Consider the following 20,708-nt stretch of genomic DNA (forward strand, 5'->3'; position numbering starts at 1 on the left):
ATTTAAAACAGGTTCAGCTATGCCCCACCTAACTAAATCAAAGAACCTTTCTCCTTCGGTAGCAAATTCTAATCTTCGTTCCCACTGCAATGCCTTCAGAGCAAAGTCTTTTGTCCAACCTGTGCTGCTATATGATTTCACATTATAATTAGATGCAAAAGTACCATCTGCTTTTGCAAGTTTAGAAGTACTGTTAGCCGCTCTTACTCTTACTTGGTTTATAAGTGGTAGAGCTAAATCTTGCTGTCCCAGCTGAATGTACGCTTCCGCTAAAATCAATAGTACATCATCGTATCGAAGAACATCATAGTTTTTAGCTGTTCCCATGAATGGTCCTAATTTAAAATAGGAACCACTAGAAGCTGCTTGCTGAAATCTCATGGTATGAAAGTTTCCATAAACACCAGCATCTCGTACCCAACTATTGCTAAACGGAAGTGTATTATCATACTTATATGGGTGACCGTCTATACCTACCGTATGGTCTAGCCTAGGGTCTACCGTAGCTGAAGATAAATCTGCAATACCGTCATTAAACGTTTCAAACTTTGGTAATCCGTTTTCGTCAGTAGTGTGTGCGTTAACCAAATTTTGGCTACCCGCATGAAAACCACAACATCCATATTGAGGAGCACCGTGAGGGTAATTCAAGCCATCTTCATAACTCATTCTACCAGCAGTGGTACCATCATTAATTGTAAACTGAATAGCGAAGATAGATTCTTGTCCATTTTCTGTTTCAGGCAAGAAATTATCTGCAATATCATCTGACAAACTATATTTACCAGAGTTAACTACAGCTTTAGCTAAGTCTACTACTTCCTGCAGTCGGTTAGTGTTAATATTGTTTACCCTATGACTTTCATCCTGTTCGTAAGCTTGATAAAGCCTCAGTTTAGCAAGATACGCCTGTGCAGCCGATTTTGTAGCTCGAGCTAGCTCTGGCTGTACATCTGGAAGGTTATCAATAGCATACTGAAAGTCTTCACCAATTTTACTCCATGCCTCATCATTGCTCAAGTCATTCGATACCGAAAGAATCTCTTCTTGTGTTACATTTTCATCAAAAACAGGTATGTTTTTGTATAAACGTTTCATAGTAAAATAACTATGACCACGTAAAAAGCGTAACTCAGCTAACCTAGAACGCTTTTCAGGATATGAAGCCTCATCTAGTCCATTTACTGCACGTAAAGCTACATTACATCTAGAAATAGACTTAAATAAATTTCTCCATGTTCTGGTTACAAAAGCATCCATAGTAGGCTGAACTAGGTTATAGTGCTCTAAGGCATCTATTTCTCCTACATCGCCAGTACCTCCACCACCTTTGTAAGTGTCGTCTGAACGAACGCTACCATATACCCAATTACTATAAATAGGGCCTATCATATCACCATTTCCAATGGCCGCATAAGCAGCCGTAACTAAACCGTCAATTGCACTAGGCGAAGTTAGGTCAGAGGAAGATAGCACACCTGTAGGTGTGTAATCAAGTTCGTTTTCGCAAGAGCTCACAGATAAAAGCCCAGCCATCAAAAAGCTTACTATTATATATTTTTTCATGATTTTTCTAGATTTAAAGATTTAAAATGATGCGTTAATTCCAAAAGTAAAAGTCTTAGGAATTGGGACTGGATCTAGGTCAATACGCTCAGGATCTGGACTTGAATAACTTTTACTCTTTATCCAGAAAAGATTATCTACCATACCGTATACTCTTAGATTAGTAAATACTGATTTAGGGGTGATATTATACCCTAATTGCATATTTCTAAGTTTGAAATAAGAAGTATTTACAATGAAGTAATCTGACGTACGGCCTTCATTATTATTATCTTTGAGCGTAAGAGCTGGTACATTAGTGTCAGTATTTTGTGGCGTCCAGCTATCAAAAACCCCAGGCCCTACATTCTCACGCCCTCTCATCAGGTTATTAAAAACAGTATAAACATCAAAACCTTCACGACCTACTACGCCAGCACCAAATGCGGTGAAATCTAATTTCTTGTAAGTCAAATCTAATCGCAATCCGTATTCTGCTGCGGGTAATGTAGTACCAATCCAATCTTGGTCAAAAGCGTTAATTACACCATCGTTATTTACATCCACATATTTAATTCTTCCCGGTCCTGCACCAATTTGTGTAGGGGCTGCATCCACCTCAGCTTGAGACTGAAACAAGCCATCTGTTCTATATCCAAAAATATCAAACTGCGAGTGGCCAATTATTGTATTGTCGATATTTCCAGGGTAAGCAGGACGAACGTTTTCTGGTAATTCAGTGATTTTATCTCTAAAATGAGTAATGTTAGCTGTTATATTATATTTCAAATCACTGCCCGCACTTCCTCTATAGCCAGCCATAAACTCCCAACCTTTATTAGACTTTGAAGCACCATTAACGGCTCTTGTTTGCCCTTCGCCAAGTGTAGCTGCTACTGGAGGAGTAATTAAGATACCCGTAGTTTTACGAGTAAAATAATCAAAAGAACCAAAAACTTTGTTATTCAAAAAAGCAAAGTCAATCCCTGCATTAATCTCATCAGTTGTTTCCCATTTAAGACCTGAGTTTGCCGCCTGAGTCTGAACAAAACCCGAAGGAAGCGTTCCAGTGTTTGCTCCCGATAATGAATAGGCCGTACCAATATTCATGTATTGTTCCCAGAAACCACCAACCAATTGTGCTTGGGTGGTACCATAACGTGTATCAAACAAGCCAAACCTTGCAAGGTCACCAATCTGCTGGTTTCCAACTCTTCCAACACCTACTCTAAGTTTTAACTCGTCAAAAACTCCACCATCAACCATAAAGTCTTCTTGATCTAGCCTCCAGCCCAAAGAAGCTGCTGGGAAAATACCATAGCGGTTATCTTCTCCAAATCTTGAAGAACCATCTCTACGCAAAGTAAAGGCCAACAAATATTTATCAGCATGGTTATAGTCTACACGAGCAAATTGTGAGAATAGCCTACTTCCTGTAGAACCACCAGTAGCTGTGGTATTACCCGTACCAGCATTCAAAGTAAAATACTCTTCTGTTTGAAGTGCATAGCCTTCTTTCTTAGTAAACTGAAAATCTAAATCAGTTTTGATAAATTCTGTACCTACTAAGAATTTAAAGCTGTTATTAACATCTAGCTCCCAATCATACCTTAAGGTATTTGACCAAGTTGTGCTTAAGAATTTATTTTGGTCAAAAGACAAGCTATTTGTGGTTCTATTGAATGCTCCTTCAGAGAAAGTTGGTGTAATGACCTTACTTTCAAAAGTGTTATTATCTGCTCCAATATTTGATTTGAAATAAAGATTCTTAATTGGCTGAATTTCAACAAAAGCATTACCAAAGGCACTTAACCTATTTGTATTATTCCATCTAGCAATATGCTGCATGTGAAGTGGATTATTTCTATCTGAATAACCAGCTCCAGATGCTCCCGCAAATGTTTCTCCATCAATTTGGTACACAGGAATAGTAGGGGCCATTGTCACAGCTAAGAAAGTAGAAGTGGCTCCACCCAAATCCCTGGCAGTAAGAGTCTCATTAGAGTTAGCTATTCTTAAATTGGTTCCAAATCTAACTTTATCATTAAAGGCTCTTGTAAGGGCATTAATGCTACCTGTAAGTCTATCGTATCCTGTATTTTGCAGCATACCAGTATTCTTAAGATGTCCAAAATTAATCTCAATAGAAGATTTTTTGTTCCCGTAAGATGCTGTTAGATCGTTTTGGGTAATAATTCCTGTTTTATACAATTCAGACTGCCAATCTGTATCACCAACAGGCGTATTGGGGTCTCCGCCAACAAATGGCTTTAGGCTAACACTACTTAAGACTGGATTATCAAAATCGTTATTCCAAGAAAAGTCATAAATATCGCCATAACCAGCTGCTGGGTCTTGAAGATCGTTTACAGAAGCTTGCCAAAGGGCTCTGCCTCTATCAACCGCGTTAAGCATATCAAAACGCATTGACTTTTCTGACTGAGCAGCTATACTACTGTTAAACTGAAAGGCTACCTTTCCGTCAGTGTCTCCTCCATTTTTGGTTGTAACTATAATAACACCATTTGAAGCTCTAGAGCCATAAATAGACTGTGCTGAAGCATCTTTCAAAACCTGAACAGAAGCTATTGTAGCAGGATTTAAGTTTTGAAAAACCTCTGGCCTAGTAGTGGGAATACCGTCAATTATATAAAGAGGGTCATTATTCCCTAAAGTATTGGCTCCTCTTATTAATATTCTGGAATTAGAACCATTAGGCGAGCCATCTTTTTCAATATAAAGACCAGGTACACGACCTTGCATAGCCTGCATTACATTTCCAGAACTATTGTTTTTGATAGGCTTCATTTCTACCACAGCCACCGAACCTGTAAGGTCTTCTTTACGCTGTGAGGTATACCCTACCACCACTATTTCCGATAAAGCTAAAGAAGACTCCAGCGTTACTTGAAAATTTGTTTGATTTCCTATTTCTATATCTTGAGAAGCATATCCCACAAAAGAAACAGTTACCACGTTATTTCCATCAGGTACTGAAAGGCTGAAATCTCCTTCAGTATCAGCCGTGGTTCCTATAGTACTTCCTTTAACTACAATACTGGCTCCTATAAGGGCTTCTCCTGTATCGCCGCCCAAAACCTTTCCGGAAATTTGACGCTGTGCCAATGCCATTTGAATGGTCATTAGCAGTAATAAGATTGAACATAGAGTTTTTTTCATTGTCTAGTTTTGTTTAATTATTGATTATAGGTTAAAAATTGGTCTTAGTATTTTTAAGAAACTCTTCTACCATATCAATGGTAATGACAGGTGTAGCTCCGTGATAAGTAGCTACTAAAGAGCCCATGGCACATGCAAACTCAAGAGCCTTTTCTGGAAGTTGACGACTAAGAAGGCTATTTAAAAGACCCGCCAGAAAAGCGTCTCCACTTCCTATGGTATCTTTCACCTCAACTTCAAAACCAGTTTGCTGGTAAAACGCTCCCTCTTTATAAAGCAGAGCTCCTTCGGCTCCACGGGTGATACATATGGCTTCTGATTTATATTTGTCAGCCAAACTTTTTACACATGACTTTTCATCTCCCTCTATATTATTCCATTCAGAAATGATAGCAAGCTCATGCTCATTCATTTTGATGAGATTTGCCTTAGAAAATAGGTCATTGATGATTTCAGGGCTGTAAAAAGGCTTTCTTAGATTAACATCAAAAACCTTGTATGAGACCAAATCTAAAAGTTCACGTAGTGTATTATACGTACACCCTCCCCTTGTGGCTAAACTTCCAAAAACGAAAGCAGAAGATTCTTTGACTGCAGTTTTACTCTTCCAATGCGGCTCAATATAATCCCAAGCCACTGGCTGTAAAATTTTGTAAGTGACTTCGTTTCTATCTGAAATATTAGCTTTAGCCACTCCGGTTAAGTGAGATTCTCCTACCTGTATAAGTGAAGTATCTAGTTTTCCAGCTTGAGCATAGTTTAATAACTCTTTACCCAAATCATCATTCCCAATTTTACTTATGATTCTAGAGTTCAGCCCCAGACTGTTTAAGTGAAACGCTACATTTAATGGTGCTCCGCCCACCTGTTTGCTGGTAGGTAATATATCCCAAAGGACTTCACCAAAACATACGATAGATTTTGATTCTTGACTTTTCATATTTCTACCGTTTTTAAGTTTTCTAAAGAGGTACCCTTCGTTTCAGGCATCATTTTTAACACAAAGAGCAGTTGAAGCACCATCATGAAAGCGAAAAATGAGAAAGTAACCGCCCCACCAAGGGTTTCTGCGAAATAGGGAAAGGAGAAAGATATTATTGCAGCAAGCAGCCAATGGGTAAAACTGCCCAAAGATTGGCCATTTGCTCTTACCCTGTTCGGGAAAACCTCAGAAATAAAGACCCAGATAACCGCCCCTTGCGACATCGCAAAAAATGCGATAAAGAGAAACAGGAAAGCAGGAACAAAAACACCAGTAGTGTTCGTCCAGAACGACCAGCTTACTAAAAACAAAGAAACAATAAGGCCTACAGAGCCTATAGTCATTAAGTACTTACGCCCAAACTTGTCAATTAAAGAAAGACCTACCAGAGTAAAAATTAAGTTTACCAAACCAATCCCGGTAGACGAAAGCAATGCAGCACTAGCACCTAAACCCGCCATTTCAAAAATGCGAGGAGCATAATAAATAATAGCGTTAATACCCGAAACCTGATTAAACACTGCAAACAAAACAGCTAATGTTAGCGGCTTTTTATAGGTTCTTTTGAAAATTTCAAAGAATGGTACTTTCTGGTTTTCCTCCTTCCCTCTTAAAATGTCTTTTATGGTAGAATCTGCCTCTAATGGGTCTATTATAGATAAAATAGCACTGGCCTGAGAAACCATATTTTTCTTTAAAATTAACCATCGAGGACTTTCGGGAATGACAATAATGAGCAGTAAGAAAATCAAAGCAGGTAATGCTTCTATTCCCAGCATCCAACGCCAGTTAAGTTGAAGTATGGTTCCTATAATGTAATTTGAGAAGTAGGCCATCAAAATCCCCAGAACTACATTGAACTGAAATAAGGCTACTAGCCTACCTCTTTTAATAGGAGGGGCTATTTCTGCTATATACATGGGAGCCACCACCGACGATATGCCAACACCGAAACCGCCAAGCAACCGAAAAACTAAAAAGCTATACCAATCTACTGCATATGCTGAACCAATGGCAGACACCAAATAAAGAATAGCCACCACAAAAAGGCTAGTTTTTCTTCCAAACTTGTCTGCTGGAAAGCCACCAAACAAGGAGCCTAAAACGGTACCTAAAAGTGCAATAGAAACCGTAAGGCCATGTTCTAACACTGTTGAGTTCCAGAGCTGCTGAAGGGTTTGCTCTACTCCTGAGATTACGGCTGTATCAAAGCCGAAAAGAAAGCCACCTAAAGCGGCCGATAAAGACCAGATAAATATTTTAAATTCCTTGTTTGTTCGCATCATTCGTTTTTAGATGATGGAACAAATATCTTAATGCACTACAGAAACTTGATTCAGTAAATGGTCAAATAGTATCAAATTTGATTCATACCTTAAGTGTCTATCTATCAAAGGATTAAATAACGAAAATCAAACGAATGTATAGAAATGTTACGACAAACTACAAATTTGTAACAAGTCCTAAACTCGCCACTCTGAGGGAGTCTTGCCAGTTTTCTGACGGAAGAACGTAGTGAAGTATCCTGGTGTATTAAAGCCTAGTTCATAAGCTATATCGCTAATATTTTTAGAGCCGTCCTTTAGCAAAACCTTGGCTCTTTTTATTTTATAATTAGCAATATAGTCGTTGACATTATGCTCTGTCAAGGCAGTTATTTTTCTGTATAGCTGAACCCTAGACATGCCCAATTCATGACTAAGGTTTTCAACCGAAAGAGTATTGGACTTCAAGTTTTTCTCAATCATGTTTTCAAACTCAATCAAAAATTTACGCTCTCCAGAACTGGATGAAGATGCCTCCAGAATTTCATTAGAAAACCTTCTTTTCATTCTATCTCTATTCCCTATAAGGCTCTTCACCTTTTCTTCCAGAAGCTGCTGATTAAAAGGTTTTGACAAATAAGCATCAGCTCCTGCTTGGGTTCCTTTAATTTGGCTTTCCATTTGGCCTTTAGCCGTCAAAAGCACAACTGGAATATGCGACGTTCTGAAGTCGGCTTTGACCTGCTCTGTTAATGCAAAGCCATTTTTCCCGGGAAGCATAACATCACTTATTATCAAATCAGGAATATTCGACAAAATAAGTTCCCATCCTTTTTCAGCATCTGTTGCGGTATACGTGAGGTAGGTATTCTGAAATTTAGATTTCAAAAAATAGAGCATGTCTGGATTGTCTTCAATAATTACCACCGACTCCTTGTGCTCTCCCTTAGAATCTTGCTCTTCTGTAGGTTCCTCTACTAATCCATCTATAAAATGCTTGACGTTAGTTGCTTTGGAGGCTACCATTTCCTCAATTTCCGATATTGGAAGCAAGATTTTGAACGTTGTGCCTTCATTTTTTTTAGACGCTAAAGATATTTGGCCTTCATGAAGGGTGATAAACTCATAAGACAACGAAAGGCCCAAGCCTGTACCTAAAGAACTATTATGACCTCCGCTATAGAACATATCAAAAGCATGTTCTTTTTCTTCCTCATTCATTCCTTCTCCATTATCTGCCACCAGAAACTCAAGTGAATTCATACTTTTCCTTAGCGTAATATGTATATACCCACCATCTGGCGTATGTTTAAATGCGTTTGAAATAAGGTTAAAGAAAACTTTATCTAACTTATCAAAATCAAATAAAAATACTAGCTCAGGGAAAGAGCAAATAAACTGTAGGTCAATTTTTCGACTTTTGGCCGTAGGCAAAAAATCATTTACAATTTCTCTTAAAAAACTAACAATGTCATAGTGATGCTTATCTAATGCCATTTTACCAGAATCCAATTTTCTGATTTCTAATAATTGATTGACCAAACGGAGGAGTCTATTGGCATTCTTTCTAACCAGATTTAAGGTTCCTATTACTTCTTTTTTGTCAAGCACATTCCTATTCAAAATATCCTCTGTAGGAGTAAGAATTAGGCTCAGAGGTGTTTTAAACTCATGAGAGACATAAGAATAAAAACGCAGTTTCTCTTCTGTAGCATTTTTTGCACTTTCAGAAATCCGTTCAATCTCGTCTTTCTGCCTATTAATAGACTCGTTCTGTTTCTCTAAAAGTTTATTTGAAAACTGTTTTTCTCTGAAAAGATAAAGTAAGACCGAACCTAAAACCAAAACAAGCGAAAGAAGTATCAACGTAAAATAAAGCACATTCCGCTGGGATGAAAATGTCTTATTGAGGTCGTTCATTTTACCGGCTTGTAATTCAATATCTTTCTGTTGGTCGTTTATTTTCCGAATTTGCGAAAACATAATTTCTGCATTATCCTTGTCAATAACGCTCGTTGCGAGCTTATTCTCTTTATCAAATGCCTGCCCTTTCAATATTTTCATGGCAAGCTGGATAGCTTCACTACCACCAGTAGGATAAAGGAATGTTGCATCAAGTTTAGCATCTAAAACGTCCTTTATCCCCTTATCCACAGGGATTCCATCTATTCCTACATAGAAAAATTTTTTTCCAGACCTGCTTTTTTGCAAATAGTTATATGCCGTTTTGGCGAGCAGGTCTGTTTGCCCAAAAATGATATTTATCTCTGGGGAGCTTTCCAGAACCATTGGAAGTTTCTCTTCAATCTCTTTAAGATCAATAATTTCTAATGAGGTATTTAATTTAAATCGATTGTTGGTTTTAATTGCATCAGCAAACCCTTCTTTCCGATCTACCGCAGGCGTGATGTTCATATCCATTGTAAGCTCAAGAATATTAGCACCTTTCGGAAATTTATTGAATAAGTATTTCCCCGCAGTATAGCCTATTTCATAATTGTCAGCTCCTACAAATGAAGTATATAAATCCGAATTTATTTTTCTGTCGATTAGTATCGTCGGAATTCCTGAGTCATAAACTTCTTCCAACACTTCAGTTAAGGGCTCTGCTTCATTGGGGGTCACAATTAACAAATCAATTCCCTCTTTTATTAGTTTCCGAATCCGCTTTATCTGCTCTTTGCTATCAAACCCGCTCTTATCCAGTTTAAAATCTACTTCTGGGTAAAATAATAACTCCCTTTGCATTTCGCGATTCATCACGTCCCGCCACGCGTCATCACAACATTGAGAAAAACCTATGACATATTTTTTCTGTTGCTTTGATTCACAAGCAAAGAGAAGTATTCCCAAAAAGACAAGAAATATTTTTTTCGAAACCATATAGTCTCAAATTTATGCTTTCTAAAGTCAAAGCATTTTCACATATCGTACAATTTCCTTCGATAATGTTACATTTTCGCTATAAACAGATAAATAAGTTCAGAATTACTTCTTAAGCATATCAGCTGGCTGATACTCTGTCAATTTTGCGGTTCGTCCATGGGCAAAAAGTGAACATAACTGGGATGTGTATTTCTATATGCACGAGCAGCTTAAGAAAGGATTTGATAATGCAAAAATTGAGATTCCGTTTCCACAAAGAACGGTGTATTTACAGAAGTGATAAAAATCTTCTATATAAAATTAAGCGGGCCAGTTTGGTTCGCTTTTTTTATTCATTACACTAATTCTATTAAAGGATACTTATTGGGATTTAGAAAGGTGTTAAAAATAGATCTAATTTCTACTACCTTATTTGCTTTATCGACTGTAAACAATATCATATAAGGATATTTAGGAATTGGTAGGCCTCTTACATTTTTATACCTTTTTTGAAAAAATGGATTTATCTCTAAAGTCGATAGCGTATTTTTATATGCCTTGTAAAAAACAATAGTACTAGACTTATTACGAGAATAATACTCAATCGCACTTTCAAGTTCATCTAAAGCCCTTTGAGATATAATGATTTTATAAACCATATTTTTTCTCTAAAAAGGCATTAGCCTTTTCAATTGGAATATATTCGGACTCATCTTCTTGCAATCGCTCATCTAATAGTGCCTTTAAATCAGGTGAGAATTCATCTTCATCTTCCAATACTCTTGAGTTGTATTTAAATTTTTCTATAAGCGAATTGAAAAAATCTAATTCTTCTTCTGGAACCTCAACTAATAATTGTGTCATATTCAAAATATTTTAGCCTAAACAAATTTAACAAAACTTTTGGGTGAAAATCACTTCTTCAATTGCTTCATCATCCAAGCTCGTTGTTTCTCATATTGCTCTGGAAAAATCCAATGTGAGGATTCTACTGCCAAAAAGGTTTCCTTTGGGCTAGTGATGCTATTGTATGCCGCATAAACAGATGTGGGCGGACAGGTGGTGTCATTAAAACCAAAAGAGAATAAAACGGGCACAGTTACTTGTCTGGCAAAATTGACAGCATCATAATAGCCGATAGTCTCTAAAACGTCAGGATGGCTTGCTCTTGACCATTTAGTGGTATCTGCCAAATAATGTGGCCAACCGCCTGCTCTTCCTTCTAAATATCCTGTCAAATCGCACATAGCTGGGTGTACTGGAGAAGCGGCTGTCACTCTTTTATCAAGACCTGCTGTTACTAGCGTTAGTGTTCCTCCTTGGCTACTGCCCATCACGCCTAAGTTCTTACCATCCCACTGTGGAAGGGATGTTATGAAATCATTGGCTCTCACCACGCCCATATACACACGTTTGTAGAAGTAAGTGTCTTTGTCGTTCAGGTTATTATTCCAATAGTGATTATTCCAGCCAGATAAAAGGTCGTCGTAATTTTGCTGCGGCATAATCACCGAAATACCATGAATGCCTATTTCGAAGCTTATAACGCCATCTTCGGCAAACTGAACATCGCCATAATAAGGTCTAATACCTGCTCCAGGTACTTTTAGTACAGCAGGATATTTCCCTTCGGCTTTGGGTACACATAGGATTCCGTAAAGTCTTGCTCCTCTTTTCCAGTTTTGAAGACTGACATGATACACATTCACCTTTTCGGTGCATCGTTCTGGTAAAAGTGTCATTTTCGTATCTAAAGGAAGTTTGGCGTTTTCTGCCAAAGCCTCATTCCAGAAGATATTGAAATTGACAGGCTTCTTAACTGTAGCTTTGATTTTTTCAGGTTCAAAACCTGCTGTAGCCCAACCAGAATATGTCTTTCCGTCTACCTCTGTACTGACATGACACCTTAGAAACCCTGGGGTTTTCATGGTACCTCCACTTATCTTAATGGCACCATATTTTAACACCACTTCGTTTTGGATAATGTCAGGCATTTTCTCTGGACCTATGGAATATTTGATGGTGGCGTTTTCTAAGGGTACATTTTTCTTAAGAACGGTAACCGTAAACTCGGCCTCCTCTCCTATTTCATAAAGCCAATTTGAGTTATTTGGCGAAACTACCACCTCCACCCATTGATGGTCTGGTGGTGGCTGAGCTATAAGATTTTGCCATACGAATAGGCTTAGGAGTAGTAGGGTTAGGTTTTTCATTGGGTTAATTAAAAATTTCATGGAGCTTCTTTTGAAGCAATTTCTTATCAGGTAGTTTTGTTTTGTATTCAGATACCAACGTCGGCGACAGGCTTCTGCTAAGTGCATATTCCACAACTTCCTCCTCTTTATCTTTACACAATAACACTCTAATGCTTGGATTTTCGTTTTGACCTTTAACATCCCTATCAAGAGCTTCTAAGTAAAAATTTAACTTCCCTAGATGCTATGGTTTGAATTTGTCCGCTTTTAGTTCGAATGCAATTAAACATTGTAGGCTTCTATGAAAGAATAGTAAATCTATGTAAAAGTCACTATTGCCAACTTGGACTTTATACTCTTCCCCAATAAATAGAAAATCTTTACCCAGTTCCAAAATGAAATCTTTCATTTGATTTACTAAACCTCTTTGCAAATCACTTTCACTATGTTTCTCTTTTAGGTTTAAAAAATCAAACACATAGCTATCAAGAATTGTATTTGATATTTCAGAATAAGTTTTTTGAACCATGTTAACGGCTTTAGTTTTACTCAACATCATTCGTTCAAACAATCCTGCAGAAATCTGGCGTTCGAGTTCCTTAACGGTGTATCTCTCTTTAATGACCTGTTTTAGATAGAACACAATCTCCTCTTCCGTTTCACATCTAGTAAATATTGTTCGGTGATGAGTCCAGCTTAAACTACATAAAATAGTGTCTCTAATGTCATCTATTTCAAATTGTGTACTTGACGAGGGCACCTTTATACTACCCTTATTCTCAGCAATTTGCAATTGTGTCCTCGGCGAGGACACAATTGCATTTCCCCCTTTTTCAACCCCTTCTAATTGTGTCTTCTTTGATGTCACAATTGAGAAAGAAGCATAGGTTTCATAAAACTGCTTCATTCTGTACAAACCTCTTCTATTAAAACCTTTCAGTTCCGGATGGTTCTTTTGCAAAAAGCTAGCAAGTTCATCTACAGTTTTATCTCCCCAAGAAGCCGCCTCAGTTTCCCTAGAAATACATGCTCCCATATTCCAATATAAATTTATTAACTCCGCATTTACTGCTTTAACGGCATTTGTGCGTGCCTGGTGAATTATTTGGGCAATATGTGTGAATTGTTGGTTCAAGTTAATGGTTTTGCCAGGTGAATAGGCTTAGGAATAGTAGGGTTTTAATCAAATATCTCATGAGGTACAGACGTCTTTTTATACAAACAGGTCGTTCTTGCGTTTACTATGGTTGTCCTACCGGACGGGTATTACTTTTTTATCGTAAAAAAGTAATCAAAAAAACATTATCAAAATAAACTTGTACACTCAATTTTTAAAAGAGAAACACTATTAAAAACAATTGACTTAGAAAATTGACCGTCCTTCAAACAGTATTTTGACAATATGGATAGTTTATAAAAATGCTACCGCACAAATTAATAATAAGTCATTTCAAAACATTATCTCAACTCCAAACCCACTTCTAAAACGTCTCTCGAGTTCGTTCCTATAAAGACTTTAAAAGCTCCTTTTTGAAGCAAAACGTTTCCGTCCTGGTCGAAGAAAGAAAGCTTGGTGGCTGGTAATTCGAATGTTACTGTTTTTGATTGGCCAGCCGCTATTTCTACTCTCGCGAAATCTTTCAATTCTTTTACTGGTCGCACTGGCTGAGAAACCAAATCTCTAATGTAAAGCTGCACTATTTCAGTTCCATCTACATCAGATGTATTTTTGATATTCACCGAAACGTTTACAGACTCATTCTGATTGATGCTAGTTTTTGAGATTTTCAAATCTGAATATTTGTAAGTAGAATAGCTCAAACCATAACCGAAAGGATATAAAGGCTCATTAGGGATATCTCTGTAACGAGACACCCAGAAATGGTCTGGACCTTCGTTTCCATCTATATGTGGGCGGCTACCGTTATAGTGATTATAATAAACTGGTATTTGACCCATGGCTACTGGAAAACTCATCACCGTTTTGGCCGAAGGATTTACATCACCACTCAAAACATCAGCTACTCCATGGCCGTGCTGCGTACCGCCAATCCAAGTGTAAAGCACCGTATTGAAGTTTTTAACCACATCTGTCATAATCATTGGGCGACCAGCCTGCACCAAAACTACCACTGGCTTACCTGTGGATTTTGCATTGGCCAACATTTCTATTTGCCCATCAGAAGGCGACACATCAGAAAGTGAACGAGCCTCGCCTGCCAAATCACCAAAAAGCCCAATTGTAGCAATGATTACATCAGCTTTTTTAGCGGCCTTCTTAATTTCCTTTACAGAGCTTGCATCAAAATCACCTTCTCTGCCCACCGAGCGAATGAAAGTAACATTGGCTTTTGGGTACTTTGCTTTTATTCCTTCTAAAATGGTTACCGTGTATTTATGCTCGCCTTGTCCTTTCCAGAAATCTAAAACGTCGTCTTGACTTTCAGCCAAATGACCTAAGACTAAAATGTTTTTAGGACTTTTCAATGGTAAAACGCCATCAGAGTTTTTCAATAAAGTCATGGTGTTTCCTGCAGCTTTTCTTGCTTCTGCTAAATGAGCATCCGCCATAAGTGTAGCTTTTTCTTTGGCAGCATCATGATATTTGTAAGGATTGTCAAATAGCCCAAGCTTGAATTTTAAGGCCAACACTCTACTAACCGCGGCATCTAAAACAGCCATTGGTACTTTGCCTTCTTTTACAGAGTTTACCAAGGTAGTTCTAGTTACTCCAGCTTCCATATCCATGTCTGAACCAGCCATAATAGCTTGAATGGCGGCTTGCTCAGCATCTTTCGAATAACCGTGAATTATCATTTCGCCAAAAGACGCCCAGTCAGAAATCACCATGCCGTCAAAACCCCATTTGTCTCTCAGCACTTTATTGACCAAAAAATCATTTCCACCGGCAGGAATACCATCCACCAAATTGAAACTATTCATCACCGTGGCAGCACCCGCATCCACAGCAGCTTTATAGGAAGGTAAATAGTAATTCCAAAGGGCATATCTGCTCACATCTACCGTGTTATATTCTCTACCTGCTTCCACAGCACCGTATGCCGCAAAATGCTTTATAGTAGCCAAAACATGATTTTCATCGAAGTTTCCTTGAAAGCCCTTAACCCTCGCTGCCGCAAATTTTCCTTGCAAATATGGATCTTCACCTGAACCCTCCATCACTCTACCCCAGCGTGGCTCGCGAGAAACGTCCATCATAGGAGCGAAAGTCCAGTGCAATCCTGCTGAAGAGGCTTCCTTAGCAGCAATAGAAGCAGATTTCTCGGCGGCTGCCAAATCCCACGAAGCAGCCTCTGCCAAGGGGATAGGGAAAACGGTTTTATAACCGTGAATCACGTCAAAGGCAAATAATAATGGAATGCCTAGTCTTGTTTGTTCTACTGCTATTTTTTGGGTGGCCAATGTTTGCTCTGTTCCTACCACATTTAGGAAAGAACCCACCATACCGTCTTTTAGTAATTGTACCTTACCCTGTGCTCCAGGGTCATTTGCTACACTTGGGCCTGTTAAAACCCCGCCATTAACTTGGTTTAATTGCCCCACTTTTTCTTCAACGGTCATTCTAGAAAGCAAATCTGCTATTCTAGCTTCGTCTGAGAGACTAGCGTTTTTATAAGGAGACTGGGCAAAACTTATAAGTGCCAATAAGGCAAAGGATAGACTTAAGGTTAATTTTTTCATTTATAATTTAGGTTATTTTTCTTACTAATTGCAGTTATAAATCTACGCAATTATTGCTTCCAATCTAAGAATCAATTCCATACACGCTCGTGCATTATGATAGGGACATTTCCAGAAACCTACTTTGTCTTCGGCATCCATGATTTGATAGTTTGGCTCGCAAGATGTGGGAGCATAAACGCCCCAATACCACTCGCCGTTTTTACGGTCAATCAAATGATTTTTAGTAAAATCCCATAATTGCCCTACCAAAGGCAAATATTTTTCCTCTTTGGAAATCTGGTAGGCGTTCAAAAAGCCAATCATGGCCTCTGCACTTACCCACCATTCTCTATGCGTATCTATATGCCCTGTGTCAGCATCTTTTTCATGATTCAGACTGCCGTCCAAATTGAACCCTTCTATGGTGGCGTCTGCCATTTGAATGGCAAAGGATTCCCATTTTTGTGTTAACTCATCATTCCCTAATGCTGCCGCAGCTTCATGTAAAAGCCATGCGGCTTCAATGTCGTGCCCATAAGAAATCCCAGCCGATTGATTATTCCACGCTGCATCAAAAAAGAGTTTCATGTGGCCAGACGCTTTATCAATTATATGGTTTTCAAAAACTTCTAGTAAATGCTCAATTTTAGATTTCAAGCCTTCATCTTCCCAAACTTTGTACAAATTCACATATGCCTCAATGATGTGCAAATGCGTATTCATGGTTTTAGGGTCATTGCGGTCCTTTTCGCTTAGTCGCAAATCTTCTAACAATTCCCAATCTTTGGTGAAAGCTTCCCAATACCCTCCATACTGCTCATCGAAACTGTATTTTTCTATGAGTTCATAAAGGTTCTTAGCCAAAACCAAGGCTTCTTCATTTTCTGATACTTTGTAAAACTCTGATAAACCATAAATGGCAAAAGCCAATCCGTAGATTTGTTTTCGAGTTGATTTTGGAGAGCCATCAGCATTGATAGACCAATAAACGCCGCCCTTTTCATGGTCCACAAAATTTGTTTTGAAATACACAAAAGCTCTATTGGCAAAAGCGAAACTTGTTTCTCTTTCTTCTTCTGAAAGACTTTCAAAACCAGCGGCAGCAGAGAATGTCCAAAGAATTCGGGCATTAAGAACTCCTCCCTTTTCGGCTGCTGGATGGATTTTACTATAGGTGCTCATTTTACCAATAAAACCTCCATTGATTTCATCGAGGGTATTCTTTGACCAAAATTCTAAGATATTGCTGAGCTCTGATTGAATTTCTTTTTTTAAATTTTTTAGCATTGGATTTTCACTTAATGGAATACGCCTGCTTTTCCTCCTTACGGCGGATAAATCAGCAGACAGGGATTTCACGGATTACTTTCTGCAGACAAGAATCTTACTTTATCGGCACCCAAATCTCCTCTTCTGCTTCTGGGTTATTTCTTGCGTTTTCTTCTAGCACTTCGAAGTCGGGGCGGTTGTCAATTTGGAATCCTGAAGACGGGAGCCATTCGTTTAAAATAGTTTTTATCTTTTCTATGAAGGCGGGAACGCTCTTTCCTTTGTGAAGAAAGATGGCATATTTACCAGCAGGTAATACGAAGGTTTCAATGCCCTCTGGCACATTATCAAAATTGGAGACTTCTATTAAAGCCCATTTTGTAAAAAGCCTGTCAACATTTCTGTCATACATGGTAAAAGCAGGATCTGTGCCCTGCAGAGAGAAATAACCTTGATGAACCCTGTTTTTCACCTCTTGTCTTCTCGGCATAAAGCTGCCCCATAACTGACCTGTGGTATCCTGACTATAAGTCATTTCTAAGGCCATACCTATAAATTTCCTTTCGGGTGAATCTATAATTTCGGGGTTCATTCCTAATTCAATTTTAAGTCGCAGTTTTGTTCGTTATCATCTATTACTGCTCCTAAACTTCGATAAAACTCTTTCGCTTTTACATTCCAATGAGAAACTTGCCATTTCACTTTTTGGCACTTGTTTTCTCTAGCAAAATCTATCACCTTATGGATAAGTCCTTTGCCTAAACCTGTTCCTCTATGAGCAGGTTTTACGTAGAGGTCGTCCATGTAAATGGATTTCCCGCTCCAGGTGTAATAAACAAAGTTATAGGTGGCATATCCCACAATTTTACCGTCAGGTAAAACTGCAGCAAAACCTTTGAAATAATCTTTCTCGGCCTTCATTGTGGTCAAATCATTGACCATCATATGAGGGCGTTTTTCAAAAACAGAGAATTCTTTGAAGAGCTCAAGCAATTGCTCAAAATCATCTTCGCCAAATTCTCTGATATTAATGTCTTGCATAAATTAGTGTCCGCCTTTTGCTGCCCCTTTGGCTACTTCGGCGTCAAAGTCGATGCCTTGCTTTCTCAATGTTTTCTGAGCTACCAAGCCAAATACAAACAGGAATATGAAACAGGCTGCTGCCAAAGTGTAAGAAAACTGAATACCTATCATATCTGCTAATTTCCCTTGAATTACTGGCAAAATGGCTCCTCCTAAAATCATCATGATAAGTAATGCTGAGCCTTGATTGGTATACTTACCTAGACCTGCTGTACCCAATGAGAAAATACTAGGCCACAGGATAGAACAGAAAAGTCCACCAGAAATAAGACAGAAAAGGGCAATATCTCCTGAACTAAAAATACCGATACAGGTCATAATGGCTCCTAAAGCCGTAAATATCAATAAAATCAGAACTGGTTTTTCTCTTGCGGCTATGAAAGCTAAAATCATAATAACAACGCAAATGGCATAAGGATAAAGGTCTGATACATCACCACTGTAAAGCGAGTTAGCTCCTAAAACAATACCAAAAGCTGTAAAAGGAACCACCCAAGTCAAAATCTTCTTCCACATAGCAGAAGGATTAAAGGCTGGCATGGCGGCTGTCCAACGGCCAATCATCATACTACCCCAAAACAGCGATACGTATTTAGATATTTCTGAAGAATCTAAGCCCTGTGTCTCTTTTAAATATTCCCCCAAATTAGAACCAACAGTAACCTCTACACCTACATAAACAAAGATGGCGGCCATTCCTAAAAGAGCTTGTGGGAAATCAAAAACCGAATTCTCTTTTCCTGTCAAAGGGCCTGAACTTATACCTCTAAAAAGGGCATAAGCTACAAAGAGCATCATAATACCAAAACTTACCATAATGGCCATTTCTATGCTTACTGCAATTGACACTATGGCGAAAATACCTAAGAATACCAGCGGTACATAAGTAAGGGTGTTGTCTACCTTAACTTCTTCATCGTTCCTAATTCTAGGTAGTTTTGACACCAAAAAGAAAATAGCCACAATCACGAAAAGAGCTCCTAATATCAAATAAGGAATTTTTACGTCTTGAATGGAAGCATTTAATGCCGCATCTTTTGAAATAGAACCGAAAATGGCATAACTCACTAAAGCTGGCCCGATGGTTCCTCCAAAGTTATTGACCGCACCGCCCATGTTAATACGCTGAGCACCTGTTTCGGCTGGCCCTAAAGCTATCATGAAAGGCTGTGTGGCAGTTTGCTGAAGGCTAAAACCAAGACCTACTATAAATAGACCTCCTAAAAGCAATTCATAAGACTCTGTTACTGCCGCAGGGTAAAACAAAAGTGTACCCAAAGCCGATAAACCAAGACCAATAACGATTCCGTTTTTGTACCCTATTTTATTTAAAATATCTGTTTTCATGATTTTAGAAAACACCAAATAAAGCCAAGAACCGACAAAATACGCTGCATAAAAGGCAAAATCTACCAGCTGAGCTTCGGTTTGAGATAGATTAAATTTCTCTTTAAATAATGGAATAAGAATACCATTAGACGCTGCCACGAAACTCCAAAAGAACCATACGGTCATTAGAGTGTAAAGGGCAGGCATGTTATTCGTCTTTTTTTCGGACATGGTTGAAGTTTAAGGTTAGGGAGTTAAGATTATTTTATAAAAAGGTACTCGAAGACTCCATGGGTATTATTTATCTAAACATTCAAAAATAAGGTTTACTTTGATAATGCTATCTAATTCAGGTAAAATTTAGTGTAAGAAAACCTCTCTTCCTTCTTTTCAGAAAGAGAGGCTTCTTGTTTATAGATAGGTAGAAAATACTAAAGAGATTTATTCTTGATAATAATGCTTTTTAAAACTTCCACAGAAGCCGCTGAACGCAGGCCATCTTCTGGCGTATTCATACAATAATCCATTAATTTATCGACCGTGGTGGTAGCCACATGCATTCTTGTATCAGAAGAAGCGTAGTAAATGAAGACTTTACCATCTTCGTCTGCAATCCAACCATTGGTGAAAACAACGTTAGACACATCTCCTACTCTTTCTACCCCTTCAGGAGCAATAAAAAACCCTCCAGGAAGATGCGTGACTTTGCTTAGGTCCTTCAAGTCAGTCATAAACATATATAGCACATATCGTAAGCCGGCAGCCGTGTTTCTTACCCCATGGGCCAGATGCAGCCAGCCTTTCTCTGTTTTAATAGGTACCGGCCCTTGTCCGTTTTTCACCTCATAAACCGTATGATAAGATTTTCCATGTAAAATGACTTCATTTATAATGACAGCATTTTCTATGTCTTCGCAGACTCCAAAACCAATTCCTCCGCCAGTACCGGCATCTATGAAGCTATCTTGCGGACGTGTGTAAAAAGCGTATTTTCCACCTACAAATTCGGGGTGCAAAACCGCATTTCTTTGTTGGTCGCTGCTCGTTTTTAAATCTGCCAGCCTTTCCCACGTTATTAGATCTTTGGTTCTTGCTATCCCTGCACTGGCGTGTGCGGAAGATTCATCACCTGGTGTGGCATTAGGGTCTTTCCTTTCGGCACAAAAAACACCGTAAATCCATCCATCTTCGTGCTTTGTAAGACGTATGTCATAAACATTACCGTCTGGGTTCTCTGTCTCGGGCATAGTTACAGGATAATCCCAAAATTGAAAATTATCTATTCCATTTTCACTTTCGGCAATTGCAAAA

The 20,708-nt window shown here is 38.5% G+C and carries 14 protein-coding genes and 2 pseudogenes; 1 reads left to right on the forward strand and 15 read right to left on the reverse strand.

Annotation, left to right across the window (positions count from 1 at the left end; translation table 11 throughout):
- The 5 genes from ACTBZY_RS11535 to ACTBZY_RS11555 all read right to left on the reverse strand — a co-directional run.
- Nucleotides 1-1,566 (reverse strand): RagB/SusD family nutrient uptake outer membrane protein (locus ACTBZY_RS11535; RefSeq protein WP_463046497.1); only part of this gene is annotated, 1,566 nt, incomplete at its 3' end.
- Nucleotides 1,567-1,587: 21 nt separating this feature from the next.
- Nucleotides 1,588-4,725 (reverse strand): SusC/RagA family TonB-linked outer membrane protein, encoded by a 3,138-nt coding sequence (locus ACTBZY_RS11540; protein WP_463046498.1) that lies wholly within the window; start codon nucleotides 4,723-4,725, stop codon nucleotides 1,588-1,590.
- Nucleotides 4,726-4,756: 31 nt separating this feature from the next.
- On the reverse strand, nucleotides 4,757-5,665 hold the full coding sequence (locus tag ACTBZY_RS11545) for a carbohydrate kinase family protein (protein WP_463046499.1): 909 nt from the start codon (nucleotides 5,663-5,665) through the stop codon (nucleotides 4,757-4,759).
- Nucleotides 5,662-6,993 carry a sugar porter family MFS transporter gene (locus ACTBZY_RS11550; protein ID WP_463046500.1) on the reverse strand — a complete coding sequence of 444 codons (1,332 nt, stop codon included), beginning with the start codon at nucleotides 6,991-6,993 and terminating at the stop codon, nucleotides 5,662-5,664. Before ACTBZY_RS11550 ends, ACTBZY_RS11545 begins: the two co-directional genes overlap by 4 nt.
- Before the next feature lie 177 nt (nucleotides 6,994-7,170).
- Nucleotides 7,171-9,855, reverse strand: coding sequence for a substrate-binding domain-containing protein (locus tag ACTBZY_RS11555; protein ID WP_463046501.1), 2,685 nt, complete (start codon nucleotides 9,853-9,855; stop codon nucleotides 7,171-7,173).
- A 148-nt stretch (nucleotides 9,856-10,003) separates the two neighbouring features.
- Here ACTBZY_RS11555 and ACTBZY_RS11560 point away from each other — a divergent pair.
- Nucleotides 10,004-10,138, forward strand: a pseudogene (locus tag ACTBZY_RS11560) (mechanosensitive ion channel family protein); the annotation flags it as partial.
- 55 nt (nucleotides 10,139-10,193) lie between these two features.
- On the opposite strand, the gene ACTBZY_RS11565 reads toward ACTBZY_RS11560, so the two are convergent.
- From ACTBZY_RS11565 to ACTBZY_RS11610, 10 genes and pseudogenes are all read right to left on the reverse strand, one after another.
- The gene (locus ACTBZY_RS11565) at nucleotides 10,194-10,496 is read right to left on the reverse strand and encodes a type II toxin-antitoxin system RelE/ParE family toxin (protein ID WP_463046502.1); all 303 of its coding nucleotides are present in this window, start codon (nucleotides 10,494-10,496) and stop codon (nucleotides 10,194-10,196) included.
- Nucleotides 10,486-10,701 (reverse strand): hypothetical protein, encoded by a 216-nt coding sequence (locus ACTBZY_RS11570; protein ID WP_463046503.1) that lies wholly within the window; start codon nucleotides 10,699-10,701, stop codon nucleotides 10,486-10,488. Before ACTBZY_RS11570 ends, ACTBZY_RS11565 begins: the two co-directional genes overlap by 11 nt.
- Nucleotides 10,702-10,751: 50 nt before the next feature.
- On the reverse strand, nucleotides 10,752-12,050 hold the full coding sequence (locus ACTBZY_RS11575; protein ID WP_463046504.1) for an acetylxylan esterase: 1,299 nt from the start codon (nucleotides 12,048-12,050) through the stop codon (nucleotides 10,752-10,754).
- Between the two features lie 4 nt (nucleotides 12,051-12,054).
- Nucleotides 12,055-13,167, reverse strand: a pseudogene (locus tag ACTBZY_RS11580) (PDDEXK nuclease domain-containing protein).
- 323 nt (nucleotides 13,168-13,490) lie between these two features.
- Nucleotides 13,491-15,734, reverse strand: a complete 2,244-nt coding sequence (bglX, locus tag ACTBZY_RS11585) for a beta-glucosidase BglX (RefSeq protein ID WP_463046505.1) — start codon at nucleotides 15,732-15,734, stop codon at nucleotides 13,491-13,493.
- A gap of 42 nt (nucleotides 15,735-15,776) precedes the next feature.
- On the reverse strand, nucleotides 15,777-17,003 hold the full coding sequence (locus ACTBZY_RS11590; RefSeq protein WP_463046506.1) for an AGE family epimerase/isomerase: 1,227 nt from the start codon (nucleotides 17,001-17,003) through the stop codon (nucleotides 15,777-15,779).
- A 97-nt stretch (nucleotides 17,004-17,100) separates the two neighbouring features.
- Nucleotides 17,101-17,577 (reverse strand): GyrI-like domain-containing protein, encoded by a 477-nt coding sequence (locus tag ACTBZY_RS11595; protein ID WP_463046507.1) that lies wholly within the window; start codon nucleotides 17,575-17,577, stop codon nucleotides 17,101-17,103.
- 2 nt (nucleotides 17,578-17,579) lie between these two features.
- Nucleotides 17,580-18,026: an N-acetyltransferase family protein gene (locus ACTBZY_RS11600; protein ID WP_463046508.1), complete on the reverse strand. Its 447-nt coding sequence runs from the start codon at nucleotides 18,024-18,026 to the stop codon at nucleotides 17,580-17,582.
- Between the two features lie 3 nt (nucleotides 18,027-18,029).
- Nucleotides 18,030-19,628, reverse strand: a complete 1,599-nt coding sequence (locus ACTBZY_RS11605; RefSeq protein ID WP_463046509.1) for an MFS transporter — start codon at nucleotides 19,626-19,628, stop codon at nucleotides 18,030-18,032.
- A gap of 200 nt (nucleotides 19,629-19,828) precedes the next feature.
- Nucleotides 19,829-20,708, reverse strand: an 880-nt coding sequence (locus tag ACTBZY_RS11610) for a glycoside hydrolase family 130 protein (RefSeq protein WP_463046510.1), incomplete at its 5' end; no start/stop codon positions are given.

The sequence above is a fragment of the Arcticibacterium sp. genome, from assembly GCF_055134445.1.